The following is a 21,995-nucleotide window of genomic DNA, read 5'->3' as shown; positions in this document are numbered from 1 at the left end:
AAAAGTAAGGCATCCTTTTCAATAATATGGAAATAAATTTAGTAAGTGATACGGTAACCCGGCCCGGACACGAAATGCTGCAGCAAATGTTCAGGGCAAAAGTGGGTGACGATGTATATAAGCAGGACCCCACCGTTAATGAGCTCGAAGATACCGTTGCCAGCCTTTTCGGGATGGAAGCTGCCTTATTTTTCCCCTCCGGCAGCATGGCCAACCAAACGGCTATCAAGCTGCATACCAATCCGGGAGACGAACTTATCTGCGATAAATGGGCCCACGTTTTCAACTACGAAGGCGGCGGGGTAGCATTCAACAGTGGCGTTTCGAGCAGGCTTATCGATGGTAACCGCGGTATGATCACAGCTCAGCAGGTAGTCGATGCTATCAATCCGCCCGACTTTTACCATAGCCCGCTTACCAGCCTTGTATGTATTGAAAATACCACCAATAAAGGCGGTGGCGCCTGCTATGACCTGCAAACCCTTATGGAAATAGGGGAGGTGTGCAAAGCCAATAACCTGAAATACCACCTCGACGGCGCCAGGCTGTGGAATGCATTGGTAGCCAAACGCCAGCACCCGAAGCAATTTGGTCAGCTGTTCGACACCATAAGCGTATGCCTTTCCAAAGGGCTTGGCGCTCCGGTAGGGTCGCTGCTTGTGGGCAGTAAAGAGCATATCCATAAAGCGATGCGAATACGTAAAGTTTTTGGCGGAGGTATGCGCCAGGCAGGCTATCTTGCTGCGGCAGGCCTGTATGCTTTACAAAATAACGTTGGCCGCCTTGAGGAAGACCACAGGCGCGCAAAGCAATTGGGCAACCTCCTGCAGCAATTGCCGTGGATAGACAAGGTAGAACCTGTAGAGACCAACATCCTTATTTTCTCGCTAAAGCCGCAGATCGATGAAAAAGCTTTTATGGAAAAGCTGAAACAAAAAAACATTTTTATCTCTTCGCTTGGAAAAAATAAATTACGCATAGTGACGCACCTTGATTATAAGGAGGTAATGCATAATTATGTGATTGAGACTTTATCTAAAATGGTGTTTTAGATTGATTATTTTCAAGGATTTTTTTATCAAAATTTAAAAAATCACATTGTGTCATATCAGAAAGAAATAAGAAAGCATTTTGAAGACAATAAAGAGAAATTCTTTCCAAATATTGCAGGGGGCAAATGGAGAAACAGCGAAATAGATTATCTTCATATCCTTCCTAAAAATCATGAAGAATTAAATTTATTACCAATTTATCGAGATAGTTTAAATCAATATCTTGAAACAAACAGGAGCTGTATAAAGCGTCATATTTATTTTCATCATCTAAACTCATCGCAAGCCATGTGCCTGAACTTCTTTTTTCCGTTGATGGAAGAGCAGGAACTTGATATGATTTTAAAATTTATTGGTTTTGAAAAAGAAGAAATAGATTATGATAAAACCTGTTTCGAAAAAACATCAGATATTGAAAAAGGTAATTATCGAGCAACTAGTTTCGATTTTTATATTGAAACAAAATCAGGAAAAAAAATATTCTTTGAGATAAAGTTCACAGAAAGTAAATTTGGAGTAGCTAAATTTAACGATGATCATATCAATAAGTTCAATGCAGTCTACAAAGGGAATCTAGGTGCTATTGAAGAAAAATATCATCAACCGGCTACGTTTTGTAGTAACTATCAGATATTAAGAAATCTAATATGCATTTCAGAAGATTCATATGTGGTTTTTTTATATCCCATTAAAAACAAAAAAATCAAAACCCAAGCTGAATTTGCTAAATCGAATATTCTTAAAAACGAGGTAAAAGGTAATCTCTTTAACCTAACTTGGGAAGATTTATTGCACTATACAGAAAGCAATTTAAAAAGTCACAAGCTAAAAGTTCATTTCAGAAATTTTAGAGAGAAATACAATCTATAAGGAGCAAAGCAAAAATAGTTATAACACACTTGTTCCAAATAACAAAAAAGCACGACTCCTGCCGTGCTTTTACTATTCAAATCTGAAACTTATTTAAAAGGATTGCCCCACTTCACATCTGTATAGACATTAGCGCCGTCCAGTGTTTTTAAGAATGCTACTAGAGCGCTTACTTCCTGTTGGGTCATGTTCAGCTTTTGCCCGTTACCGCCGGGAATCAGGCGGGGGTCGATATTGGTATTGCCATCTGCTGTAATTACATTATAATGCGCTATGGCATCTTCAAGCGTGGCAAACTGGCCGGTATGCATCAGCGGGCCGTTCAGTGTCCCATCAGCTTTTACAAGGTTACGCAGGGAAGGCGCGCGCGTGTTGCCCATGTCGGTACCGATACCTCTCAATGTAGCGATAAGCCCGTTATTTTTTGCGGCAGGGTCAATGTCGAATTCCGGTATGCGGTGGCAGCCCGCACAGCCTACGCCGCCGTTGATCCTTTGGCCATTTTGGTTGAATACGGGTGGACGTAGGAACAGGTCTTTGCCTTGGTTTTCCTGCTGCGTAAAATTAGCGAATGGCGGCCCGTCATTGCCTGCGACAGCCCGGCCTGCATCATATTTGGAATCGAATGACTGGATGCTGCGCACGAACTGTGCTAATGCCTTCTGAATTTTTTCTTCTGTGATCTCCTCAGTTCCATAGACCCAGGTGAACAGCTCTTTGTAGTAGCCGATATTGCCCAGCTTTACGATAAGGTCATCAAAGCTTTGGTCGCCATTTTCGCCGCTGAAGCCCATTTCGCCATGGTTACGCACCGGCATAGTTGTTTGTTGCTCAAGCGATACTGCCCTTTCGTCCCAAAAGAAATGCGTTTCGGCTGAAAACCGTGTATTGATGAGCCTCATCGTATGGCGGGCGGTGGTCCCGTTCACGCCTGTGCTTGCTACGTCTGTATCGCTGAAGGCGTGCTCCTGCTTGTGGCAGGATGCGCAGGAAACCGTATTGTCCGAAGAGAGGTTAACATCATAGAACAGCACCCTGCCCAAGGTCGCGCCTTTATCGGTAATAGGATTGGCGCCCGAATTATCCTTTGTAATATATCCCGGTACCGTTTGGCCGGCATAGTTGTATAAGTTATCAGGATCGATGTTGTCGCCAAAGGCCGCTTTGGTATTTGCAAAAGGGTCGACGGGTTGGTATTCGTCGTCGTCTTTATGGCATGAAACAAGCAGCAGTGGAACAATGCTGCTGAGGAGGTAAACACATTTCTTCATGGGTATAAATTTATTGGTTTACCTAATTAGACGAAAAGTAAAGAAAATTCCTGCGGTGGGATGTAAAATGAAAAAGCGCGATTGTTTAAAGGGGTTGAAAATCAAAGCAAAATCAAGTAATAGGAAGCCACACATCTTGCGATTCCCCTACATTAATGCTATTATTATAAACCTGAATTTTGTGTTTATTAATCACAATCCGGATAATAATCCTCTTCATGGAAATTTTTGTCATTATTGTGGGCTTCCATTTCTTTTTTATATAAAAATTCAGAGGGCAATATCTTAAAGTTATTATCAACGTCTTTGCAATAAACAAGACTGACAGATTTTGATTCGTGAAGGCTTATCCTCCCGCTGGTTGTCAGATAGCCCCTGGCTATAAGTCTTTTTGTTTTATCGTCAATTACTGGCTGGAATTTTTTATTGTCATCACTTACTGTACAGAAAAAAATATCTATTCCCTGAAAAGTTTCTATTTTAAAAGGCCTGTCAATTCGTAAAGGCCCGGCGTGGTCTGTATCTGATTGAAGAATCTGAAATCCCAAAACCCTGTGTTTATTCTTTACATAAGTGTAACAAAGCATAAAGTCAACACCCAGCTCTTTCCCGAACTTTGCAAGCGTATCGTTAAAAACTGTATTGCTTTTAGTTAGTTCAATAGCTTTACCAATTTCATAATTCTCCTCGCTTATAGGCTCTTTCTTGCATGATATAAGTAAAAGAACTATAAAAAGAGAGCTTAAAAACATTTTTAAAATATCTTTTTCCATATAAATGTTTACTGGTTACGCTTTTGAATCCTTTCAAACAAATCTAATAAAAAAGCACGACCCTCGCCGTGCTCATTATTTGAATATATTTAGACTACCTCTTCGTTTATCACAATAACGACTGGTGATTATGAGTGAAGCTAAATCTGAAATCTACAATCTACAATCTGAAATTAAAACAGCCCCGGGATATTCGGCATGCCTTCCTTCGCTACTGCGGCAAGTTCCGCTTCATTGATTGCCGTTGCGCTTGCTATGGCTTTGTTCATAACCAGGACAAGATAATCTTCCAGTTGCTCTTTGTCTTCCAATAGTGCATCGTCAATCGTTATAGATCGTATCTGCCTGTTCGCAGTAAGTGTTACCTTCAAAAGCCCGTCGTTGCTTTGCTCATCAACAAGCACGGTGTCAAGCCTTTTTTTAGTCTCTTCAATCTTTTGCTGGGTTTCCTTCAGTTTGCCCATCATTCCCATGATATCTCCAAACATTTTTACGAATTTTATTAGTTGATTATTTAACAAAAGTAGTAAATTGCAGGGTTATATGCTAATTCATAAAAGAATGAAAAAACACGTACTTTTAAGTTGTGTTTGTGTTATTTTTGCGGCGAATGCCCAGACTAATAAAACCAAGATGACCGAAACCATAAAACCGCCACTTGCAGCGGTTAAGCCTAAAAAACTTGAAAAGCACGGCGATGTGCGGATTGACAATTACTACTGGCTCAACGAGCGTGAAAACCCTGAAGTAATTGACTACCTTACAAAAGAGAATACCTACTACAATACCATGACGGCCGGCCTGAAGGATTTCCAGAAAGACCTTTTCGAGGAAATGAAGGCTACGATAAAAGAGGACGATTCTTCTGTCCCTTATTTTTACAACGGCTATTATTATATAACCCGCTACGAAAAAGGTAAGGATTACCCTATCTACGCCCGCAAAAAAGGGAGCCTCGACGCTAAAGAGGAGATCATGTTCGATTGCAACGAAATGGCTAAAGGGCATTCGTATTTCCAGTTAGGCGGACTGAATGTAAGCGAGGATAACCAATGGGCAGCTTTCGGTGTGGATACCGTTTCAAGGAGGCAGTTTACCATACAGGTAAAAAACCTGCTTACCGGCGAAATACTCCCTGTTAAGATCGAGAATACTACCGGCGGCTCTACATGGGCGGGCGATAATAAAACGCTTTTCTACACACGTAAAGATGAGGTAACACTGCGTTCGGACAAGATCTACAAGCACAAACTGGGCAGCGATGCCAAGGACGATGTGATGGTCTACCATGAGAAAGACGATACTTTTGGGACATTTGTTTACAAAGAGAAATCAAAGAAATACCTTGTTATAGGGTCAAACAGCACCCTTACTTCCGAGTTCAGGATACTGGATGCCAAAACACCGGATGGTGAATTTAAGATCTTCCAGCCCAGGACACGCGGCCTGGAATACAGCATAGCTAATTATGGAGATAAGTGGTATATTGTTACTAATAAGGATAAGGCGACCAACTTTAAGCTGATGACTACGCCTGAAAATGCTACAGCCAAAGAAAACTGGAAAGACCTGATACCACACCGCAAAGATGTCCTGCTTGAGGATATTGAGATATTTAAGAATTACCTCGTTATCGAAGAGCGCTCTAACGGCCTCAATAAAATAAGAATACGCCCGTGGGATGGCAAGGGCGAGTACTACCTGCCATTCGATATAGAAACTTACACGGCAGGGGTGAGCACCAACCCTGATTTTGATACCGACATCCTCCGCTACAGCTACCAGTCGCTTGCCACGCCTTCTTCGGTTATCGACTTCAATATGAAGACCAAAGAAAAGACCGTGCTGAAAGAGCAGGAAGTCCTTGGCGGCAAATTCGATAAAAACAATTATGTCGAAGAAAGGGTTTGGGCTACCGCCAAAGACGGAACCAAAATACCGATCTCGATGGTATACCGCAAAGGCATCACAAAGAACGGCAACAATCCGTTTCTTTTATATGCTTACGGCTCGTATGGCTACTCTATGGACCCGTATTTCTCTTCTATCCGACTAAGCCTGCTTGACAGGGGCTTTATCTTTGCCATCGCCCACATAAGGGGTGGGGAAGACCTGGGCCGCGAATGGTATGAGAGCGGGAAGCTCCTCAAAAAGAAAAATACATTTACCGATTTTATCGACTGCTCTGAATATGTGATTGCCCAGAAATACACATCACCAAAACACCTGTATGCCGAAGGAGGCTCTGCAGGCGGATTGCTTATGGGCGCTATCGTAAACATGGCGCCACAGTTGTATAACGGTGTTATCGCGCAGGTGGCTTTTGTGGATGTGATCACGACTATGCTCGACGATTCCATACCACTTACTACAGGCGAATATGACGAGTGGGGGAACCCGAATGATAAAAAATACTACGATTATATGAAATCGTACTCGCCTTATGACAACGTTACTGCCCAAAATTACCCGAATATGCTTGTTACAACGGGCCTTCACGATTCGCAGGTGCAGTATTGGGAGCCTGCCAAATGGGTAGCAAAACTAAGGGTTACCAAAACCGATAATAACCTTTTGTATCTGGATACCAATATGGAAGCGGGCCATGGCGGGGCTTCAGGGCGTTTTGAAGCCCTTAAGGAGGTAGCCAAAGAATACAGTTTTTTATTAGATTTGGAAGGAATTAAAAAGTAATTAAATTTTTTTTGTTAGATTTGCAAGGTTTTGAGGTCAGTAAACTTTGTACCAGTTTTACCTTACTAACTCATTTTTTATGAAAGAAAGAATAACAGCCTATAATAATGTATTGGAATTAATCGGGAATACGCCCCTTATTAAGCTCAATAAAGTTACTGAAGGATTAAAAGGAAATTTTTACGCAAAAGTAGAAGCCTTTAATCCGGGCCATTCCACAAAAGACAGGATTGCATTATACATCATTGAAGAAGCCGAGAAAAAAGGCATCCTGAAGCCGGGCGATACGATCATCGAAACCACTTCGGGCAATACAGGCTTTAGTCTGGCAATGGTAAGCATTATTAAGGGTTATGACTGTGTACTTGCGGTTAGCTCAAAATCATCAAAAGATAAGATTGATATGCTGCGTGCCATGGGGGCCAAAGTGTATGTTTGCCCTGCAAATGTTTCTGCCGATGACCCACGCTCATATTATAGTGTTGCCCAAAGGCTGCATGAAGAGATTAAAGGTTCCGTTTACATCAACCAGTATTTTAACGACCTGAATGTAGACGCACATTATAAAACTACCGGCCCGGAAATTTGGGAACAAAGCGGCGGAAAGATTACCCACCTTATTGCGTGCAGCGGTACTGGCGGTACAATATCGGGGGCGGCCCGTTTCCTTAAAGAAAAAAATCCAGCCATAAGAATATTGGGAGTAGACGCTTACGGCTCTGTCCTTAAAAAATACCACGAAACAAAAGAGTTCGACAGCGAAGAGATCTATCCTTACCGTATAGAAGGCCTTGGCAAGAACCTGATCCCTACTGCTACCGATTTTGATGTTATCGACAAATTCATAAAAGTTTCCGATGAAGACAGCGCCCATGCTGCCAGGAGCATTGCAAAGACCGAAGGGCTTTTTGTAGGCTACACCAGCGGAGCGACCCTACAGGCCGTGAAACAATATGCCGAAGCAGGCGAATTTGACGAAAACAGCAATGTAGTGCTTATTTTCCCTGACCACGGATCACGTTACATGAGCAAAGTGTTTAGTGATGAATGGATGAACGAGCAAGGGTTTTTCGACAGTGTTAACCTCGAAGAGGCACAAAAGATCGAATTTATCAAGTAATATAATTGAGTTCAAATTCATAAAAAAGCTCCGGGTAACTTCGGAGCTTTTTCTTTTCCCAAAACTATTCAGTTTAAAACAAAACCCGCGAATGCCCAAAAGCACCCGCGGGTAACCAAAAAACTAAAACTAAATGCTATTTATTCCAGTCGATGCGGCGGGAAAAATACATTACTGCGCCCAGTATCAGGAACAGCCCTATACTGCCTGCAAGCAAGGCGTAATCTTCCAGCTGGATAATTATATAAATAAAAGTATAAAGTGCGGTAAGCGCTGCGGCGATAAACATGGGGAACTTACGGTCTTTAAGTATGGATATTGAATAGAGTGAGATCATTACGATGACCGCGAGGCCCGCAACAATATACGCAAACCGGAAACTGCTATGCTCCGTGATCGAGATAAGCAGGGTATAGAACATAATGAGCGCCAGCCCTATCATGATATACTGGAAAATATGGATGCTGATCTTACTCAGTCCCTGTATCAGGAAAAAGATAAGGAATGTAAGGCCTATTACCAGAAACCCATATTTAGCAGCACGTTCATTTTGCTGGTACTCATTTACAGGAATAAGGAAATTCACATCAAAACTATACGCTTTCAGGTCGGGCAGGCTGCCGAAATGCTGCTGCGCAAAAGGCCTGTTCAGGTGTGATATTTTCCAGTTGGCCGTGAAGCCGCTGTTGGAAATATTTTCTTTTTCAGGGGAAAAATTGCCGCCAAACCGTGGGGTCTTCCAGTTAGATGTCATTTTCGTCTCGGTAAGTTTACCGATAGGCACTATAGCCAGGCTCTTGCTGCCGTTATAAGAAACATCGAGGCTGAAGGGCACTTCGCCGCCGGACAAAGCTTCGACTATATTAAAAGGCCTGGTTTCCAAGGCAACTGTAGAGTCGTTGACATTTTCTTTCTCCGCAGGCTCAAAATTATACCGCTTGCCGTTGAAGTTGATAGCGACCGCACCCTTGATGCCCTTGAGGTTTCCGGTATGCAGCTGTATTGTGGCTCTTTCCCAGTCTATATTTTCGGGGGCAATCCCGGATCTGCTGAAGTTGGGAGTAGTGTAGGTTCCCCGGAACTTTATCCCTGCATTGAAGACGGCCGCTTTGTACATACCTCTCTCTTTGGATTCTGATCGTGCATCGGCATTGATGTCCAGCTTCTCCGGGAAGAAGTAAGCGTATGACGTAGCGCCGTTCTCTTTCAGGTTTTTATAAGGTATTTTCAGTACAGGGCCGTAAACATATACATTGCCGCCCCATTGGTCGCTTACAGTTTTCTCTACATGGCGCTGTAATTGTGAGCGCTCGAAAATAAGGTTCTTTACATACTGCAGCGGAATAAGCAGCACCAGTGTAAGCACGCCCACCATAATGATACGGGCAGTGGTGGAATGCAGGAAGTTTTTGTTAGGGTCTTCCTGTGGCTTTTGTTCAGGGATTCGAATTTCCATAGTTATTGGTTTATTTGATTAATAAAAAAGTATAAAGAGATATAAATAAGCGATCGGGATGTTGAGGAGCAGCAATAGGGTGTGCCGTAATAATGGTATACGCGCCTCTTTATGAAGGCAGATGAATATGATGTTGTTAAGGAATACTATGAAATTAAATAGTATTGCCATCAGCAGGTAAAAGAACCCAACAAACAATAATGCTTCCAAATCAGTTATCATAAAAGAGAGTTCCAGGGCAGTGCTAATGCCAAGCGACCACCAGAATGTCTTCCGGGTTGTTGAGATATTACTTTTGGCGATTAATAGGTGTTCTTCGTTCATCACTTTGCCACAGTAGCTACAATTATCATATACATCCAGGCAATGGGAATATTCAATAGCAGTATTGGCGTATGCCAGAGTATAAGTGACAGGTGCTTTCTGTGGCGCAAAGCATAGACGATCATACTGATGAGCGTACCGGTGTTGGCCACAAAGGCTATTGCTACGTAGCATATCCCTATGCCGATAAGCCCCGGATCCTTTGTGATGAGAAAAGCTATCAGTAAAAGTGTCCCTATGATTAGCGAGGTAAGGAACACCCGTTTTGGTATCTGTATTGCACGCAGTATGTCAAGAGGAATATCTTCGGGCTTAAAATCTTCCATAGCAGGGCAGGATTTCAAAAACAATATACATGTAGGCTAATGCAATTGGGATGTTAGCAAGCAGCAGTGCAGCTCTCATGAGCAGTATCTTCCTGTATTCAGCATAGATCCAGGCGTGTATCAGCAGCACGCAAAAGGCTATCGTATTTATAAAAGTCGCGATGATTACATACACGAAGCCTATCCCGTAATATTGGTAGCTGTTATCAGCCATAGCCTGCATCAGCAGCACCGCTGTACCAATGCCTAACGAAATGGCGAATAGCCATACCGCTATTCCCGAGAGCTGCTTTACCAGGTGCGGCATATTATTTTCAATTGTATTGTACATGGCTTATCGTATTAAAAAAGTGTCTTTTATCCTTTGGAGTGGCAGGTGCAGCATCCTGAAATGGTCTAGGTCGTAGAAACGGAGCGCATTCCTGCCATCGCGGTACCTTTTGTAGAAGTAGCTAATGCAATGTGGGTAAAACATCGCCCCTGAAGCCATGACAAACAGCGTCGGCAGGCTTAGGTCACCATTACCGAAGAGGTAGTAATACATAGCAATTTCTTCTTTGTTGGAAACTTCGTTGATCAGCAGGGTCCGGTATACATCTTCTTTTTCAGGTATGGGGTCTGATTCACAGCTGTTATTGAAGAGGAAACACCCTAAGTGAAAACCCAGGCTGTCTTTCGGGTAATTGATAAGCTCGTCCATGCTTACGGCAGCTTTTTTAGGTTTGAAAAGTGATTTCATTGCATTCATTTTATTTAGATTTTCTGGTTATTACGATTTTTAGTTTCCGGTTTCCAATTCTCCTTTCTTTTGGAGATGGGCAGGGAGTGAGGCCTGGCGGCTCAGTGAATAGAGCAGGTACAGCAGTGTGCCAAATCCCAGCGTAATACCCCATGCGGTTCGCCAGCTATCATGGTCAACAAGGCTGTATACAATATCCCCAATCAGTTCGAACGGCCTGTGCAGCACATCCCAGCTGTTGTACCGGAGCACACGCCCAAGATAAACCCCAAACCCACTAAGGAAACAAATGGCCGCCATTGCAATTTCAGCCGTACGGATGCTGAATTTTAGTATTAGCATTTTGTGCATGGCTTTCATGGAGGTGATTCCGAAGAGCAGACCGGTTATGGCAAAGGATATCAGCAGTAACACATCGAACCACATGGGAACTGTCAGCTTTTGTCCAAGATGGATAAAGTCGGTAATGATATAAGGAGCATTCGGCAGGAGAAGCAGCCAGCAAATGAAACAAGGGTAGAAGAGGGCTTTCCTTTCCAGGAACTGCACACGTTTTGTCATTAAAGTTGTAATGGCAAAAGGCGTAAAGGCAAGAAAGAGGTTCCATACCAGGAAGAAGTAAAAGATGCTGTGTGTGATCTTTGCCCGCAGCAGTAATATGCTGAAACAGAATCCGGTGAATACTAACAGCAACCCTTGCTGCCTGAAGGTTTTCGATGATAATAGTTTAATAGCTTTCATTTGGTTTTGGTTTTTATAAAGTACTTTGAATTTCAAAGTTTGTAGATAAAAAAATAGCGTTCCTTTCGTATCAGTTTTTCAAAGTCTGCAATATGCGCACTGAATGCCACGCGGCCCTCTTTGGTAGCCGTGTAGCGTGTTATAGGCTTGTTGCGTGTAAATTGCTTTCCGATCGTGATATAGTTTTCTGTTTCCAATGCTTTTAGATGGCCGGACAGGCTGCCGTCAGTCACGCCAAGCAGTTCCTTAAGTGTCCTGAAGTCGGCATATTCATTCACCATAAGTATGCTCATAATGCCCAGGCGGATGCGGTGCTCCAAAGTTTTGTCGATATGTTCCAATATACTTTTCAAAGCTGTTTTCTGTCGTATTTAAAGTACATGATCGTTCCGTAAAGTATATGGCATACTCCGAATCCCATCGACCAGAATTCCAGGCCGCTCCCCTCAAAATTTGCTGCCATTAACCCGATAATGATGATTGTCAGCCCAAGGTAGCGAACCTGCCTCATGGTATATTTGCTGGCATTGATACAGGCAAGCCCGTAAAAGATAAGTGTTACCGGGGCTACAAGCCCTGCATATCCGTTTTTCAAAAGTATCAGGGCAAAGACGCCGCCTGTAACAAGAGGGATCAGGAAATTTACCGCCAGCCTTTTTGAGGTAGCATTCCATACCGTCTCTCCCTGCTTCCTGGCTTTCCTAGCGGTTAGGATATACGCCGTTAACACCGATAGTACCAGCACAACTACTGCAATGCACAGGATGGCTTTAAAGGAACTGCTGTCCGGCGTGATGTACCTGCCATGGTTAAGATCATATACTTTTTTGGCTGCGTAGGCCCCAGCAAGCGCATAAACACCGGCCATAACCCCGGCAAGGCCGCTTAGCGACAGGAACTGGGTCGACCTGTCCATCATCTTTTTTATGTCTTGTATATCCCTTAAATAATTTTCCATTTATAAAGTACTTTGAGTTGCAAAGTAAATAATAAAATTTTTAATTGCAATGCGTTTTTGGAAAAAAAATTTAGGAGGTGAAGTAGCAGAGTTTCAAAGTGGCAGAGTTGCATATTGCCAATAGAATTGTCTTAAATATACCTCCAAGGTCTTTAAGACCTTGCAGGAAAACAATAGTAACCCAATATTGCGTTTCCCAACCTGCAAGGTTTTCCAAACCTTGTAGGTTTAGATGATAGAATTATAAAAGATTAGACGATACTATTAATAAAAAAAGGACAGCCTAAACTGTCCTTATACTATTATTTCCACGATTCAATAATCAATAGAAAATAAAAAATTAAAAATTATTCACTGTTTTCCTGATCGCCACCAATTTATTCATTAACCCTTCAAAATAGTCCAGGTGCAACATGTTGGCGCCATCACTTTTAGCATTCGCCGGGTCGAAGTGTGTTTCGATAAATATACCGTCAACGCCTACTGCTATACCTGCTTTGGCAATGGTCTCAATCATATCGGGACGGCCACCGGTAACGCCGATAGTTTGGTTGGGCTGTTGCAGCGAGTGGGTTACGTCAAGCACAGTCGTGGCAAATTGCTGCATGGTAGGGATGCCGCGGTAGTCCACGATCATATCCTGGTACCCGAACATGGTGCCACGGTCGGTAGCCATAACGTTAGGGTTATTGCAGTCCAGCACTTTCTGTACTGCATGCTTCATACTCTCCGGGCTCATGAACTGGCCTTTCTTCAGGTTTACTGTTTTTCCGGTATTGGCAGCAGCGACAACAAGGTCGGTCTGGCGGACAAGGAAAGCCGGGATCTGCAGCACATCCACATATTCCGCTGCCATTGTAGCATCTTCATTGGTATGGATATCGGTAACGGTTGGAACACCAAAAGTTTTGGATACCTTCTCCAGTATCTTCAGCGCTTTCTCGTCGCCAATGCCGCTAAAGCTGTCAATGCGCGAACGGTTCGCCTTTTTAAACGAGCCTTTAAAAACGTAAGGAATTTCAAGGCGGTCGGTTACTTCAACAAGTTTTTCAGCAATGCGAAGTGCCATTTCCTCTCCCTCAATGGCACATGGGCCTGCCAGTAGAAAGAAATTGCCGCTATCGGTATGTTTTATCTGTGGAATATTATTTAAGTCCATTGTTGTGTTTTAAATTTTTGCAAAGATACGAAAATAGTTTCGGGTTCAGAGTTGAGGGTTCCGGGTTGCTACTCAGATACGATATGCGTCAAACTCCGAACCCGAAACCCAAAACCCGAAACCCGAAACTTTACTTTATCCCAAATCCCACAGGGGCAACGATAGCGCCTTTTTCATAAACGTTTACATAAATGCGTACCGGTTCGGCAAGGCCTTCCCAGGTCACTTCATATATATCCAGCATCCCGGCACCCACATCGGTTTTCTTTGACGGAAACGGGCAGCAGGTATCAACCTTAGTATATGTCAGCTTTTGGCCTTTAGGACCTGTGAGTGCATCGAAATAACGCTGTACATTTTTCTCTGCCATTGTATAATGCATAAAGCCAAGATTTACAGGATAGTCCTGGTCATAGCCATACTTCTTATCTGTACCCACTTCAGTAATTACAAACGTCTTTTCTTTAGAGAGCGCAGGCATTTTGGCATTATCATCTATATTCTTTATAGTGTTTCGCGTACTTGTGCATGAAGCAAATACGAATGCGGTAAGTGATAATAACAGGAGTTTTTTCATTGATGAAATATATTATTTGCCAAAGTTACTTGAAAAATTTCAGATTTCAGATTGTAGATTTCAGATTGAGCTTCACTCGAATGTACATTGCTTCTAACAAATATTTTTTATTTGGTTAATGGAGGGATTTATATACTTCGTGACAAAGTATGAGTATGCACGTCGCGGCTCCCTCTCCTTTGGAGAGGGCTGGGGAGGCCAAAAAATAAGCCCCGATAAATCGGGGCTCATTTCTTCTGCATTGTTTGGGTTTAGAATTCCAGCTGGCGCAAAGCAGCAACTTTATTTGCCCTTTGTTTCCTCCTGAAATAACTCATATTCGGGTTGCCGAAATATTTTGATATTGTAAGCCTTGCCATAAGGTAGCTCACGGTGCTTTCTGCTCCCTGGTTCAGGTTTACGTTTTTCTCTTCCATTCCGTCAAAACAGCCTCCTGTGCATGGGTTGTAAACTACCTGGTGCAGGCGGTTGTTGCCAAGGAACCAGTTGAATGCCATTTCCATTTTATTGAGGTATTCCTCTTCTTTAAAAATGTCATGGAACTTGCGCAGTGCCAATATGGTATAAGCCACATCTATAGGCTGTTCGCCGCAGGTCGCCCTTTCGCCTCCTTTAATGAGCCAACTGCGGTTAGAAATTACCTGAATCGAATTTTCATCAAAGGTTTGTGAAAGCAAGAAGTCGAATGACTCTTTTGCAACCTCTTTGTACACCTCATTACCTGTTATGCTATAGCTTAACAGTAACGCTTCAGGTAGTACGCTGTTGGCATAGGTGAGGTAGCCCTCGAACCATTTCCATTCGCTATCGGCCTCGTGGCGGTACATTTGCACCAGCCTGTCGGCAAATAGACTGATATAGATCTGGGTGTCGTCATTTTTGATGTAACGGTTATAGTAATATAATCCTTTAATTGTAAATGCCATTGCCCTTGTAGAATATACATTCTTTGTGCGCGACAGCGACCTTTCGAACATCGAGGCTGCTTTTTTCACTATAGCTTCCGGAAGGATCTTCCCAAGCGAGACTACATATCCCAATGCCCACATGGCACGGCCGGAACTGTCCTCAAGGTTTTCGTTCCTGTTTTGCTCTGTAAAGTTGGTATTGTAATCAACATAGTTCAGGAAGCTGCCGTCCTTGCTTTGACAGTAGTCGATGAAATTAACATATATATTGATGTATTTCATTACCGATTCATCCCTGTAGGATTTATAATGCTGGCACATAGCGATGAGCGCACGTGCATTGTCGTCAAGCGTATAGCCTGAATTTATATCGGGCCTGTTCAGTTTGCTGAATTGCAGCATCCCGAAGTCGGTGGTCATATTCTTGATGTGCTGTAGGTTAACCTCAGGGTTCCTGTATTGCAGCCTGATGGTGCCACCGGCTGTCCTCTCAAGAAGCTTTGCATGGTCTACTGCCGAGTTTTCCCAGGCGGTATGGATTATTTTGTGAAGGCCGTTAAGTACCATGGTGTTCCTGCGCTGCACGTCGAACAGCAAAGTGTTTATCGCTTCCGCCAATTGCTCTGAATTTCCGAAATCGAACGTCATACCGGTATCACCAGCCAAAACTTCTTTGGCGTGCGGGATAGGGGTAGAGATGATAGGGCATCCGCAGCTTAGTGCATAAGCAAATGTGCCGCTCACTGCCTGATTCGGGTCTTTTGACGAGAACACGTAAATATCGGTAAGCTGAAGGTACTCCAGCAGTTCCGGAAGGTCTACATATTTGTTGATGAATTTCACATTGTCCTGAATACCAAGTTCATTTATTTTCTCAATAAGTGAATCACGGTATTTCTCACCTTCCTGCAAAGCTACCGTAGGGTGGGTTTTCCCAATGATAAGGAATAGCGTTTCGGGCGCTTTGTTGATCACATTAGGCAGTGCATCAAGTGTAGTCTCAATACTTTTTCCTGAGCTTAGCAAACCAAAAGTTGAAAGCACTTTCCTTCCTTCAAAACCGTATTTGCGTTTCAGCTCATTCTTGTCGGTGTGGGCTACAAGGTGGGTGCCGTGCGGTATAACCGCAATTTTGTCACGATCAATTATATAGTCGCGCACCAGTATATCGGCCGCGTTGTTGGTCATTACAATAAGGGAGTCAACCCTATTCAGGATGTGCTGCACATTTGCTTTGAACTCTTCATTAGGATTAGGCAGCACCGTATGGAATACAACGGTAAGCGGCTTCTCAACAGCATCAACAAAAGTATTAAAGTCTTTTACTGTTTCATGGAAAAGCCCAAACTCATGCTGGATGAGCACTATTTTTAAATTCTCATCGGCATTGATGGCTTTTGCAAGCTCAACGTATGACTCCGGCTGAGAGGTATTAAGGATGTATTTTACGGAAGCATCCTCATAGGTATGTTTTTCTTTGTCAGTTTCCAGCGCGCATACTTTAATGGAGAATGAATCTACATAATGGTCATTAAGAGCTTTGATAAGGTCCTGCGAATAGGTTGCGATGCCGCATTGCCTTGGCGGGAAAGTGGTAAGCACCAGTATTTCCGGAAGGCTATCTGCATTTTGGTAGGTAAAGTTCTGGGCTGCCAGCTGTTCGATAAGTGTATTGTAGGGCTGGAATTTTTTTCCGGCGGATTTTCTGGTTTTCATAGCGCTTATTATAGGGTATTAGTAGTTGATTTTCATTCTGTGCAATCTCATTGGCATGGTTTAAAAGCCGGTTACAAAATCTCATAACCGGCTCTATATAATCCCTTAACGGGATTTATCTGGAAGTGGATATTGATTAATTAAGCACGGGCTTTGTTAACCCATTCATTGGCCCTGTCTTTGGCGCCGTTTACTGCATCCTTAACTTCGGATGATGAATTCCTGTACTCTTTCTGTGCTTTGCGCTTAAGCTCCTGAAGCTTTCCGCTAAAGTTTTCTTTGGCTTCATCAACCTGTGCCTGAAAGTTTCTCTGTGACCTTCTGCGTGCAATTAGCACTGCTGCTCCCGCAAGAATTGCTGCTCCTACAGCAATGCCCACGATCATCTTTTTATTTTTCATTTTCGTATTGTTTATGGTTAGTGATAAATTCTTCGACTAAATTATGACATCATCACTCAAAAGGCAATTTGGTTAGTAAATATTTAACTCAATTAACAGCGCTTTGGGAATTTTATATTTTTATTAACGAATGTAGGAATATTGTTGAATTATCTGTAATCCGGATGTGGTTTGATGTATAGATTTAAAGTATGTGCAGTTAGTGATGGTATTGGTAGGGGTGCATTAGGTGTTTGATAAAATAATTAAAATTTAACCCCTAAAAAAATAGGGGTGTTTAAAATTTGAAACATTTTTTTGTACATTTGCGCAAGTTTTAATCTATCACTAACATTAAAAACCCAGTTTCATGTCAACATTCCGTTCTCATGCCCTGCAACAAACCGCCAACAGAAGGCCGGTTAAAGTAGAAGAGCTCGACAGAAAATCAATCATTTTTGGAAGTAATGTGTTCAATGACAAGGCGATGCGTCAGTTTTTGACACCGGAAGCCTACAAGGCGGTGCAAAGCGCAGTGCAGCACGGAACTAAAATAGACCGTAAACTTGCCGATTATATTGCAATGGGTATGAAAGAATGGGCGCTTGCCAAGGGTGTTACCCACTATACCCACTGGTTCCAGCCGCTTACAGGCGCTACCGCAGAAAAGCACGATGCCTTCTTTGAAACTTCTTATGACGGTTCTGACCCGGTAGAGAAATTCGGCGGAAGCCAGCTTGTACAACAGGAACCGGATGCATCCAGCTTCCCGAACGGCGGTATCAGGAATACTTTCGAGGCGCGCGGCTATACCGCATGGGACCCAACATCACCTGCGTTTATATATGGTACTACATTGTGTATCCCTACGGTATTCGTATCGTACACCGGGGAAGCACTCGATTATAAGACACCTTTATTAAGGGCGCTTTCTGCCGTTGATGAAGCGGCTACCGATGTATGCCGCTATTTCGACAAGAACGTTAAGAAAGTTACCGCTACCCTCGGATGGGAACAGGAATATTTCCTTGTGGATTCGGCGCTTGCCAATTCAAGGCCGGATATTACTCTTACAGGCCGTACGCTTCTTGGGCATGCTTCCGCAAAAGGGCAGCAGTTAGAAGATCACTATTTCGGTTCTATCCCAACACGTGTACTTAATTATATGAGGGACCTTGAGAACGAGTGTATGCTTTTGGGCATCCCGGTAAAGACGCGCCACAACGAGGTTGCTCCCAACCAGTTTGAGCTTGCACCAATATTCGAAGAGACCAACCTTGCAGTTGACCATAACTCTTTATTGATGGACGTGATGCAGAAAGTTGCAGAGCGCCACGACTTTAAAGTGCTTTTCCATGAAAAGCCTTTCAAAGGGGTGAACGGTTCGGGTAAGCACAACAACTGGTCGCTGGCTACTGATACCGGTGTGAACCTTTTAGGCCCGGGCAAAACGCCAATGAGCAACCTGCAGTTCCTTACGTTCTTCATCAATACCATCAAGGCGGTATATACTAATGAGGAGCTGATGAGGGCTTCTATCGCTACAGCTACGAACGACCACAGGCTTGGTGCCAACGAAGCACCGCCGGCAATCATATCGGTGTTTATCGGAGAGCAGCTTACCAAAGTGCTTGCAGAGCTTGAAGGCGTATCGTCAGGCAAGCTTTCACCTGAAGAGAAAACCGACCTTAAACTGAATGTAGTAGGCAAAATCCCGGATGTATTGCTGGATAATACCGACAGGAACAGGACTTCGCCATTTGCGTTCACCGGAAATAAATTCGAGTTCAGGGCAGTAGGATCGAGCGCTAACTGCGCCAACGCCATGACCATCGTTAATACCATTGTTGCCAAGCAGCTAAAGGACTTCAAAAAAGAAGTGGATGCGCTTATCGATGGCAAAGGCATGAAGAAAGACGATGCGATATTTAATGTGTTAAGGGAATACATCAAGGAAACCAAAGCTATCCTTTTTGAGGGCGACGGTTATAGCGAAGCATGGGAACAGGAAGCGGCAAAACGCGGCCTGAGCAACTTCAAGACTACACCATCTGCACTGAAGGCAAAAGTATCAGCACAGTCGCTTGCTTTGTTCGAGGAAATGAACGTAATGAACCATGTTGAGGCAGAAGCCCGTTATGAGATAGAGCTTGAAGAGTACACTAAAAAGATTCAGATTGAAGGCAGGGTATTGGGCGATATCGCGCGCAATCACGTGATCCCTACAGCTATCCGCTACCAAAACATCCTTATTGAGAACGTAAAAGGCCTTAAGGAGATATTTGGTAAAGATTTTGAAAATGTAGCTAAGGAACAGATAGCGCTTATCAAAGAGATATCGGGACACATCGCCGGCATCAACTCTAAGGTGGAGGAAATGACCGAAGCCCGCAAAAATGCTAATAACCTGGGCAGCGCTGAAGAAATGGCACACGCTTACTGCGATACCGTAAAGCCATACTTCGATGTGATCAGGGAGCATTGCGATAAGCTGGAGCTCCTTGTTGACGATGAAATTTGGACACTGGCTAAATACAGGGAATTATTATTCACACGATAATATTTCATAAAAGATTTTTTTGAGTGAGGCCTGCCGTGAAAATGGCAGGTTTTTTTATACAATAATTCCACAGATCATAAATGGCACCGTAATGTAGAGACGCATTGAATGCGTCTAACGTAAAGAAACGCCAATAAGCACGCGAGACGCAGTCACTGCGTCTCTACGGGAGGACATCACTGACAAAAAATGGCCTTGCCCCTTAGCCCCGGTGGGAGCGGCATCCTGCGGAGCCTGCCTGCCGGCAAAGGCAGGGAACGGAGCAAATATAGCGGACAACGGGACGGACGATGGCAAAGAAGCGCTTAGATACCTGCTCAAAATAAAATATCCCTACATTCGTTATTATTATAACCAACACCAAACAGATGAAGCGCCTATTCTTACTATTGGCACTATGCCTTACACTATTTGCCACTGCCCAGGAGAAATTTACCGTTTATTTCGATTTTGATATAGATGAAGCGAACAACCCTTCTGCCGTAAGCCTTTCAGCATGGATAAATACGCACAAAGACATCGAGATACAGAAGATATATGGATATGCCGACAGCATTGGGAATGCGTTGTATAATCAGAACCTTTCGGAACGCAGGGCAATGCATGTTTATGAAAAGCTCAAAGAAGGCGGCCTTGATGTAGCTAATACCGAGGAAAAAGGTTTTGGCGAAAGCGAATCATTCGCTGCCGACAGGGCGATGGACAGGAAAGTGGTTTTATACTTCAGGCAAAAGCCAATCGTGGTTGTGAAAAAACCGGAGCCTGTCGTGACAGAACTCACAAAAAAGATGAACGAAGCAGTTAAAGGCGATAAAATAGTAGTACCGAAACTATATTTTTACGATAATTCCGACATCGTGCTGCCTGAATCAAGGCCAGTGCTGTACGAATTGCTCACCATTATGAAGAACAATCCCAACCTAAGGATCGATATTCAGGGTCATATCTGCTGCCAGAAAATTGAGACAAACCAAATATCGCAAAAGAGGGCGTTGGCCGTATATGCATTTTTAAAGAACAACGGTATCGACAGGATGAGGCTTTCCTACCAAAGCTTCGGCAGCAGCCGGCCGGTGTACCCATTGCCTGAAAAGAGCGAGGAAGAGAAGACGGCTAACAGAAGGGTAGAGATAGAGATAGTTGCTAATTAGTATTTCAGATTTTTGATTTCAGATTTCAGATTGAGCTACACTTTTGCAGTATAATGCTAACGTGTATTTAGGATATGAGTGTAGCTCAGTCTGAAATCTACCTTCTGAAATCTGAAATCCTAAAGAGGCTCCTGCTGGCTGAGGCAGTGAAAGCTACCCAGTCCCCATATCAGGTCGGTGGAATCTATACCGATGACCTCTCTGTCAGGAAAACATTTTCTCAGTATATCTAGCGCTTTTGCGTCATTCACTTCATCATTGAAGACCGGGACGATCACGCTCTTGTTGGCAATGTAAAAATTAGCGTAGGACGCCGGAAGCCTTTGGTCTTCGTAAACCACTGCTTTAGCCATGGGCAACTCTATTATATTTAATGGGCTGCCATCCTGTAGCTTCATCGTTTTTAATAATTCCAGGTTTTCCTGAAGGAGGTGGTAATTTTCGTCGTTTTCATCTTCCTCTACAACCGTCACCACAGTATCTTCGTTGACAAAGCGGGTAATATCATCAATATGGCCATCGGTGTCATCACCCACAATGCCATCGCCGAGCCATAATATATGCTCAACGCCATAATATTCTTTAAGGTATTCCTCGATCTGTTCCTTAGAAAGGTGCGGATTGCGGTTCTCATTTAATAAGCATGCTGTGGTAGTAAGCAGTGTGCCTTTACCGTTAAACTCCACGCTGCCACCTTCCATCACGATACCCGGATGGAAAACTTTATGGTTAAGCGCTTGGCCTATTTTTGTCGGAATCACATCGTCAAGATCGTAGGGAGGGTACTTGTCGCCCCATGCATTATAGCCCCAGTCGACAATGGCTTTTTCGCCGGTTTCTTTATTTACCACGAAAGCCGGCCCGTGGTCGCGGCACCAAGCATCATTGGTAGGGTGGAAGTAAAAGCTTACCTCACCCAAACGGCCTTCCGGTACCAATGGCAGGAAACGCTCCAGCTCAGAAAGTGCAAAGCGCTTCATTTCTTCATCGGCCACATTGATGCATACCGTCTGGTGGCGCGAAACCTGCAAAATAAATTCGCAGTATGGTTTGTATATCGTATGTAATTTTCCCGGCCATGACGCTTCCTTATGCGGCCACGAAAGCCACATGGCGCGTTGTTCGGAAAACTCTGCAGGGAAGGAAAAGCCTAACTTTTTAGGTGTATTGTCTGAATGGATATCCATTATGATTTATTGAGTTTGAGTGGCAACCTGAAA

General features: G+C 43.5%; 22 protein-coding genes. 6 read left to right on the top strand and 16 right to left on the bottom strand.

The window, feature by feature from the left end:
• Positions 1-26 precede the first annotated feature (26 nt).
• Positions 27-1,052: a threonine aldolase family protein gene (locus HYN59_RS15760; RefSeq protein ID WP_108779197.1), complete on the top strand. Its 1,026-nt coding sequence runs from the start codon at positions 27-29 to the stop codon at positions 1,050-1,052.
• A gap of 48 nt (positions 1,053-1,100) precedes the next feature.
• Positions 1,101-1,922, top strand: a complete 822-nt coding sequence (locus HYN59_RS15755) for a PGN_0703 family putative restriction endonuclease (protein WP_108779196.1) — start codon at positions 1,101-1,103, stop codon at positions 1,920-1,922.
• A gap of 89 nt (positions 1,923-2,011) precedes the next feature.
• Here the strand turns inward: HYN59_RS15755 and HYN59_RS15750 are convergent, their stop codons facing one another.
• The 3 genes from HYN59_RS15750 to HYN59_RS15740 all read right to left on the bottom strand — a co-directional run bounded on the left by HYN59_RS15750 (position 2,012) and on the right by HYN59_RS15740 (position 4,454).
• Positions 2,012-3,193: a cytochrome-c peroxidase gene (locus tag HYN59_RS15750; protein ID WP_108779195.1), complete on the bottom strand. Its 1,182-nt coding sequence runs from the start codon at positions 3,191-3,193 to the stop codon at positions 2,012-2,014.
• A 188-nt stretch (positions 3,194-3,381) separates the two neighbouring features.
• Positions 3,382-3,966 carry a hypothetical protein gene (locus HYN59_RS15745; protein ID WP_108779194.1) on the bottom strand — a complete coding sequence of 195 codons (585 nt, stop codon included), beginning with the start codon at positions 3,964-3,966 and terminating at the stop codon, positions 3,382-3,384.
• Positions 3,967-4,139: 173 nt separating this feature from the next.
• Positions 4,140-4,454 carry a YbaB/EbfC family nucleoid-associated protein gene (locus HYN59_RS15740; RefSeq protein ID WP_108779193.1) on the bottom strand — a complete coding sequence of 105 codons (315 nt, stop codon included), beginning with the start codon at positions 4,452-4,454 and terminating at the stop codon, positions 4,140-4,142.
• 73 nt (positions 4,455-4,527) lie between these two features.
• Here HYN59_RS15740 and HYN59_RS15735 point away from each other — a divergent pair, with 73 nt between their 5' ends.
• Both HYN59_RS15735 and capA read left to right on the top strand, forming a co-directional pair.
• Positions 4,528-6,660 carry a S9 family peptidase gene (locus tag HYN59_RS15735; protein WP_181369463.1) on the top strand — a complete coding sequence of 711 codons (2,133 nt, stop codon included), beginning with the start codon at positions 4,528-4,530 and terminating at the stop codon, positions 6,658-6,660.
• A gap of 79 nt (positions 6,661-6,739) precedes the next feature.
• Positions 6,740-7,780, top strand: coding sequence for a cysteate synthase (gene capA / locus HYN59_RS15730; RefSeq protein WP_108779771.1), 1,041 nt, complete (start codon positions 6,740-6,742; stop codon positions 7,778-7,780).
• 136 nt (positions 7,781-7,916) lie between these two features.
• Here the strand turns inward: capA and creD are convergent, their stop codons facing one another.
• From creD to HYN59_RS15670, 12 genes are all read right to left on the bottom strand, one after another.
• Positions 7,917-9,236, bottom strand: a complete 1,320-nt coding sequence (gene creD, locus HYN59_RS15725; RefSeq protein ID WP_108779191.1) for a cell envelope integrity protein CreD — start codon at positions 9,234-9,236, stop codon at positions 7,917-7,919.
• 18 nt (positions 9,237-9,254) lie between these two features.
• Positions 9,255-9,560: a hypothetical protein gene (locus HYN59_RS15720; RefSeq protein ID WP_108779190.1), complete on the bottom strand. Its 306-nt coding sequence runs from the start codon at positions 9,558-9,560 to the stop codon at positions 9,255-9,257.
• Positions 9,560-9,886 (bottom strand): hypothetical protein, encoded by a 327-nt coding sequence (locus HYN59_RS15715; protein WP_108779189.1) that lies wholly within the window; start codon positions 9,884-9,886, stop codon positions 9,560-9,562. The genes HYN59_RS15720 and HYN59_RS15715 overlap by 1 nt, the downstream gene beginning before the upstream one ends.
• Positions 9,873-10,217: a hypothetical protein gene (locus HYN59_RS15710; protein WP_108779188.1), complete on the bottom strand. Its 345-nt coding sequence runs from the start codon at positions 10,215-10,217 to the stop codon at positions 9,873-9,875. The genes HYN59_RS15715 and HYN59_RS15710 overlap by 14 nt, the downstream gene beginning before the upstream one ends.
• Before the next feature lie 3 nt (positions 10,218-10,220).
• The gene (locus tag HYN59_RS15705; RefSeq protein ID WP_146185966.1) at positions 10,221-10,625 is read right to left on the bottom strand and encodes a hypothetical protein; all 405 of its coding nucleotides are present in this window, start codon (positions 10,623-10,625) and stop codon (positions 10,221-10,223) included.
• 39 nt (positions 10,626-10,664) lie between these two features.
• Positions 10,665-11,366, bottom strand: coding sequence for a DUF1361 domain-containing protein (locus HYN59_RS15700; RefSeq protein WP_146185965.1), 702 nt, complete (start codon positions 11,364-11,366; stop codon positions 10,665-10,667).
• A gap of 32 nt (positions 11,367-11,398) precedes the next feature.
• Positions 11,399-11,719: a winged helix-turn-helix domain-containing protein gene (locus HYN59_RS15695; RefSeq protein ID WP_108779185.1), complete on the bottom strand. Its 321-nt coding sequence runs from the start codon at positions 11,717-11,719 to the stop codon at positions 11,399-11,401.
• Positions 11,716-12,324: a hypothetical protein gene (locus HYN59_RS15690; protein WP_108779184.1), complete on the bottom strand. Its 609-nt coding sequence runs from the start codon at positions 12,322-12,324 to the stop codon at positions 11,716-11,718. The genes HYN59_RS15695 and HYN59_RS15690 overlap by 4 nt, the downstream gene beginning before the upstream one ends.
• A gap of 340 nt (positions 12,325-12,664) precedes the next feature.
• Complete coding sequence (gene kdsA / locus HYN59_RS15685) at positions 12,665-13,483, bottom strand: 3-deoxy-8-phosphooctulonate synthase (RefSeq protein ID WP_108779183.1); 819 nt, start codon at positions 13,481-13,483, stop codon at positions 12,665-12,667.
• 130 nt (positions 13,484-13,613) lie between these two features.
• Positions 13,614-14,060: a 2-dehydro-3-deoxyphosphooctonate aldolase gene (locus tag HYN59_RS15680; protein WP_108779182.1), complete on the bottom strand. Its 447-nt coding sequence runs from the start codon at positions 14,058-14,060 to the stop codon at positions 13,614-13,616.
• 251 nt (positions 14,061-14,311) lie between these two features.
• The gene (locus HYN59_RS15675; RefSeq protein WP_108779181.1) at positions 14,312-16,684 is read right to left on the bottom strand and encodes a glycosyltransferase; all 2,373 of its coding nucleotides are present in this window, start codon (positions 16,682-16,684) and stop codon (positions 14,312-14,314) included.
• Between the two features lie 140 nt (positions 16,685-16,824).
• On the bottom strand, positions 16,825-17,085 hold the full coding sequence (locus HYN59_RS15670; RefSeq protein WP_108779180.1) for a YtxH domain-containing protein: 261 nt from the start codon (positions 17,083-17,085) through the stop codon (positions 16,825-16,827).
• Between the two features lie 349 nt (positions 17,086-17,434).
• Between HYN59_RS15670 and HYN59_RS15665 the strand changes: the two genes are divergently transcribed.
• Both HYN59_RS15665 and HYN59_RS15660 read left to right on the top strand, forming a co-directional pair.
• Positions 17,435-19,624, top strand: coding sequence for a glutamine synthetase III family protein (locus tag HYN59_RS15665; protein WP_108779179.1), 2,190 nt, complete (start codon positions 17,435-17,437; stop codon positions 19,622-19,624).
• 368 nt (positions 19,625-19,992) lie between these two features.
• Positions 19,993-20,775: an OmpA family protein gene (locus HYN59_RS15660; protein ID WP_108779178.1), complete on the top strand. Its 783-nt coding sequence runs from the start codon at positions 19,993-19,995 to the stop codon at positions 20,773-20,775.
• Between the two features lie 119 nt (positions 20,776-20,894).
• Here the strand turns inward: HYN59_RS15660 and HYN59_RS15655 are convergent, their stop codons facing one another.
• Entirely contained in the window at positions 20,895-21,962 is a 1,068-nt protein-coding gene (locus HYN59_RS15655) for an agmatine deiminase family protein (RefSeq protein WP_108779177.1), read from the bottom strand.
• Positions 21,963-21,995: the final 33 nt, after the last annotated feature.

Origin of the sequence: Flavobacterium album, assembly GCF_003096035.1 — a bacterium.
GTDB classification, from domain to species: Bacteria; Bacteroidota; Bacteroidia; order Flavobacteriales; family Flavobacteriaceae; genus Flavobacterium; species Flavobacterium album.
The sequence above is the reverse complement of the archived record's forward strand: the minus strand, read 5'-3'. Positions and strand labels throughout refer to the sequence as shown.